Annotated in this window: 6 protein-coding genes; all 6 read right to left on the reverse strand. The window is 45.4% G+C overall.

Annotation, left to right across the window (positions count from 1 at the left end; genetic code table 11):
- Positions 1-407: DUF4099 domain-containing protein (locus ABWY16_RS20785; RefSeq protein WP_353906586.1), on the reverse strand; the 407-nt coding region annotated here is incomplete at its 3' end.
- Between the two features lie 16 nt (positions 408-423).
- Positions 424-1,659 carry an ArdC family protein gene (locus tag ABWY16_RS20790; RefSeq protein WP_353906587.1) on the reverse strand — a complete coding sequence of 412 codons (1,236 nt, stop codon included), beginning with the start codon at positions 1,657-1,659 and terminating at the stop codon, positions 424-426.
- On the reverse strand, positions 1,649-1,831 hold the full coding sequence (locus ABWY16_RS20795; protein WP_184470772.1) for a hypothetical protein: 183 nt from the start codon (positions 1,829-1,831) through the stop codon (positions 1,649-1,651). The genes ABWY16_RS20790 and ABWY16_RS20795 overlap by 11 nt, the downstream gene beginning before the upstream one ends.
- Positions 1,832-1,853: 22 nt before the next feature.
- Positions 1,854-2,255 carry a M23 family metallopeptidase gene (locus tag ABWY16_RS20800; RefSeq protein WP_353906588.1) on the reverse strand — a complete coding sequence of 134 codons (402 nt, stop codon included), beginning with the start codon at positions 2,253-2,255 and terminating at the stop codon, positions 1,854-1,856.
- A gap of 71 nt (positions 2,256-2,326) precedes the next feature.
- The gene (locus ABWY16_RS20805) at positions 2,327-2,755 is read right to left on the reverse strand and encodes a hypothetical protein (RefSeq protein WP_353906589.1); all 429 of its coding nucleotides are present in this window, start codon (positions 2,753-2,755) and stop codon (positions 2,327-2,329) included.
- A 21-nt stretch (positions 2,756-2,776) separates the two neighbouring features.
- Positions 2,777-4,085, reverse strand: a 1,309-nt coding sequence (locus tag ABWY16_RS20810; RefSeq protein WP_353906590.1) for a TraM recognition domain-containing protein, incomplete at its 5' end; no start/stop codon positions are given.

Genomic DNA, 4,085 nt, shown 5'->3' on the forward strand with positions numbered 1-4,085 from the left:
ATATAGGAAATAAACTCTTTTGTCTCGGCATCATATTCAAAAATCAGGTGCTGAGCCCTACCATTTGGATCTTCCAATGTCTTTCCAATGCTGGCAACCTTTCCTTCGGTCAACAGCTTCTTGTCTTTTTCTGTTAATAAGGGATGGGACTGAATCTCATGATGAATAGGATGCGCCTGCAAACTGATCCAACCAGAATCAGACCTGTTGAGGGAAAGTTTAACATCCAATTGCTTTATCAAAAAGCCATCTGCTTGGACATTTTCCAGGGTGACGAGCCCTGTACGGCGTCCTGCAAGCATGGCACGAAGGTCATCTGGAGATAGTGCGGCTTTGCCCTCTTTCCAAAGCCCAATTCTGACCAGGTCATCTACTGGCAGTTCATTTTCCAAAAATAAAGGTTTCATAAATTAAAAATTAAGGTTAACGTTTTAGTCCATACGCCGCAGAGATCTCCGGTTCCTGATCAAATTGTTTTTCCATTGTAGCAGTAACATCAGGGATAGGTCTGCTGACCTGTGTGGCTTTAGCCTCAACTAAAGAAGCATACAAGCCGTCGGATTTAGATAGCGTAAACTGAGCTCCATTCCCCAAGTTTTCCATCCGAAAGCGGCTTTGTTTAGGGAGACTGATCACCCGGTAAACGGTATTATCATAACCGATTTGGTCTCCCATCTGGAGATTTTTGGCGGGTCTTTTTTCCACTTCAGCGACTTTAAGCCCCTCCTGCTGATCTTGCTTCTGGACGCGCGTTAGCTCAAAGTCCATCAAATAGTTAAAGATTTTTTCAGCATCAGCGGCAGCTGCGTGAATTTCAAAAGGGGTATCCGTAAGAATTTTAACCCAATCCTTAACGTAAGCAATGTGTTGCCCCGGATCATGACCGATCTGAAGTTCTTGCCCAATCAATAAGGATGCAATTTCTGCCCTTAATTCTTCCCTGGCATACCCCTCAGACCCGAATTTACTCATCAGGCTTCGGTCTAATCTTGAGGGGTGTCCGCTCCAGTGTCCTGCCTCATGCAGTACCGTCGCATAAAATTTTCCGGGGCTGTCGAACTGAGCTTTTAACGGAACTGTGATCTGATCGGCGAGTAGGCTGTAGTATGCACGGTTACCCGCCTGATAGACAATATCGGCACCAGTACTTTTGATCAACTGTTCTGCACGCTCTAATGGATCCCAGCCAAGCTCGGCCGGACCGGTGATTTTCAGCTCTGGAATTCCCGCTACCTGCCTTGCATTAAAGACTTTTGCGCTGTTGATGATCGGCTTTTCCAACTTGATGAATTCCTTTTCTGGCTTTCCATCTGCATCTAAAATCGGCTTGCCGTGCTGATCACGCTTGGTTTGTTCATCATAAAAGCGTACATACTGGATGGTTGTACCGTGTTCCCCCTTTTTAACCTGCCAATCTTTGGAGGCGGCCTGGTTATAAGTCATCCACCTCGGGTCGTCATATCCTGCAAGCAACAAAGAGAAAGTGTTGATTCCCTTATATCGGTTTCTGGAAATCACGTTATAAGGAAGCTGAAAGGCTGGACTACCTGCTGCCAACCATGGCTTTTGCCAGGGTGCTGTTCCTGCCTTAAGCTGTTCAATCAGCTTTTCCGCCACCTGTACGTGCAGGGCTTTAGGCGGTTCCGTTTTAGTACTCATCCTGATCCTCCTGTAAAATTTCGTCTTCAGGAAACTCGTCCGCATAATCGGCACCGTAAATGGCTGCCTCTTCTGGTGTTAGCTCCATCTGATCTCCTTCAGCAAGAAGCTGGAGCTTCCTTTCCAGCGAGCGGTTATAATACCAGTCACCAGGTTCATAAGGATTGTTCATGAAATAAGAATTAATAATAAGATTATTGTTTACATGCTAAGCCTATAAGAAATCGTAATGGATTTATAGGATAGCCACGAAATTTGGTGCTTAAATGAAGGTGTGGCCCGGTAACCCTTCCCGTCTGACCACTCAGTCCCAAATAATCTCCAGACCGTACATCCTGTCCATCAGCAACTACGGTAACTGATAAATGGCCATAAACTATCTCCAGTCCATTACTTTCCAAACGAATAAACTTGCCTAAAATAGGATGAAATCCTTGAGCGGTGATCCTGCCATTCACAATGGCAAAGACCGGCTCAAATCTGGCAGACAAGTCCACCCCGCTATGAAAATCTTTGGTTCCAGTAACAGGATGCTTACGCCAGCCAAATCCGGAAGTTAAATTCATGGAGTTTAATGGAAGGCAAAACTGAGCCATTAAATAAAACGGGGAAAGTAAGAGCATCAAAAACAGACTGACAGTTTTCCGGCGATTACAAAGCCGTTTCATTACCTGCCCAATCCAATGCTATTGCCCTGCTGTAGGTCAGCACCATAGTCCAGCTCCAACATTTCCGAAAGAGGTCGCGTCGCAAACTCCAGGGCCTGCGGACTATCTTTCAAAGCCGCCATGGATTCCATTACCTGCCGCGGACTGCCGGTACTCTGGTACATGCTCAATCTGAGCAAGTTCTTAAAGTCAGCCACCTCTAGTTGCTTTACCTTGACTAGAAGCCTCTTATACAATTCATTGTGCGGTTTTAAAACCAATAATGCATCACTCTGATATCGTCCCGCACCTTTATTCGCAAATGCTACAAAAATGGTATCGCTATGCAAATCTGCTCCGATAACTGTGCCTGCCTGGCCCCGCATCATAAAGGGATCTTGAGTAAGCTGGGGATGCACCATGACTGGCATACCTAATAGATCGTCCATATATTATTAGATTAGTGAGATTTATTTACCTGTCCCTGGCATCATTGAGCCTTTCATTGACGGAGGAACTTGTGCCGGCCTGGCGGCCGGTTTAAACTGTTTAACCAACTCCTGTACCTCCACGGTAATCCGGTTAAAATTTTGAAGCAGGATTTCGTCCCTGTGTCCTTTGAAATTGTAGAAGAGTGGTAATTCCCTGTATGCCGCTTCTTCCTTTTTAATGGCATTCAGATCCAGGTTCACTCTGCAATGAACCGTGGACGGCTCAAAGCTACCCGTATACGCTTCTACTGCGTCCGAAGCGAGTAAGCCTACCATCTCCCCCGCCTTCAATGCAGCAATCTTTCCCGCCGGGATCAGCGGCTCCAGCTTTTCACTCAATGATAACGACACTTTACTGCGATCAATAGAAACACTCTCACTAAGCTGCTTTACCTTTCCGAATATGCGCTCTAGCCAGTCTAGGGTATCTTTATTTTGAACCGAGCCAGATAAAACGTTACCAACAATAGATGTGATTGTAGCTGCTGTTTCTTTGCCATATTGCTGCTGGATCTGCTGCATTGACTGGAAACCCAAAAGTGTCGCCACTTTATTGGAACGTGCCTGGGCCAAAAGCAGATCCAGGCGGTTTACCATCAGTGATGCAGCCTCATCTATGATCAATCCTACGGGCAGATTGCCTTTTGTATTGATCAGCTTGGTAATACGGTTCAATACTACTGAATAACAAGCTGCATTGGTACTTTGGGTAAGAGGATCGTTAGCCAGTATCAATAGGCTAGGAGAAACCGGGTTGTTGATCTTTAGATCAAAATCGTCACCTGAGAACACCCAATAAGTTTCCTTGGTGGCAATACGGCTGATGAAAATTTTCAAGGTGCCAACCTGGCCCTCCAGCTGCTCAAAAGCTTTTGCTTTGTAAGCAGTCATAAATGGGGAAAGCAATGAGCTAAGTTCCTTATTAGAGAATAGTGTACTAAAGATGTCTTCATAGGAACAATTTAAGAAGGCCAGCACGTGAGGAAGGCTAGAGTACTTGCCTCCATCATGTTTGCTGAAAAAATATATGCAGGCTGCCAGAAAGTTGATTGCTGACTGCGTAAAAAATTGATCCGATCCTCCGGACTTATCTCCTTTCTTTAAAGCTTCAACCAAACCTTCCGCCGTCTCCGATGCATCCGCAAGTGTCTGCAAATAGATTGACTTCCATGGGTTAATACGCCTGCTTCGTTCCGGCTCATTAAGGTTAATTACGTGAAAGCTGAAATTTTGGTAATCTCCCTTTTGCCTTGCCAGTAAATAATGGTAATAGGCAATCTTTCCCAGG

Origin of the sequence: Pedobacter sp. (genome assembly GCF_040513095.1) — a bacterium.
Lineage (GTDB): Bacteria > Bacteroidota > Bacteroidia > Sphingobacteriales > Sphingobacteriaceae > Pedobacter.

What these genes read in the sequence shown, in the direction of transcription:
- ABWY16_RS20790 (WP_353906587.1), bottom strand. Translation starts at nt 1,659, where the DNA reads ATGAGTACTAAAACGGAACCGCCTAAAGCCCTGCACGTACAGGTGGCG.
- ABWY16_RS20795 (WP_184470772.1), bottom strand. Translation starts at nt 1,831, where the DNA reads ATGAACAATCCTTATGAACCTGGTGACTGGTATTATAACCGCTCGCTG.
- ABWY16_RS20800 (WP_353906588.1), bottom strand. Translation starts at nt 2,255, where the DNA reads ATGGCTCAGTTTTGCCTTCCATTAAACTCCATGAATTTAACTTCCGGA.
- ABWY16_RS20805 (WP_353906589.1), bottom strand. Translation starts at nt 2,755, where the DNA reads ATGGACGATCTATTAGGTATGCCAGTCATGGTGCATCCCCAGCTTACT.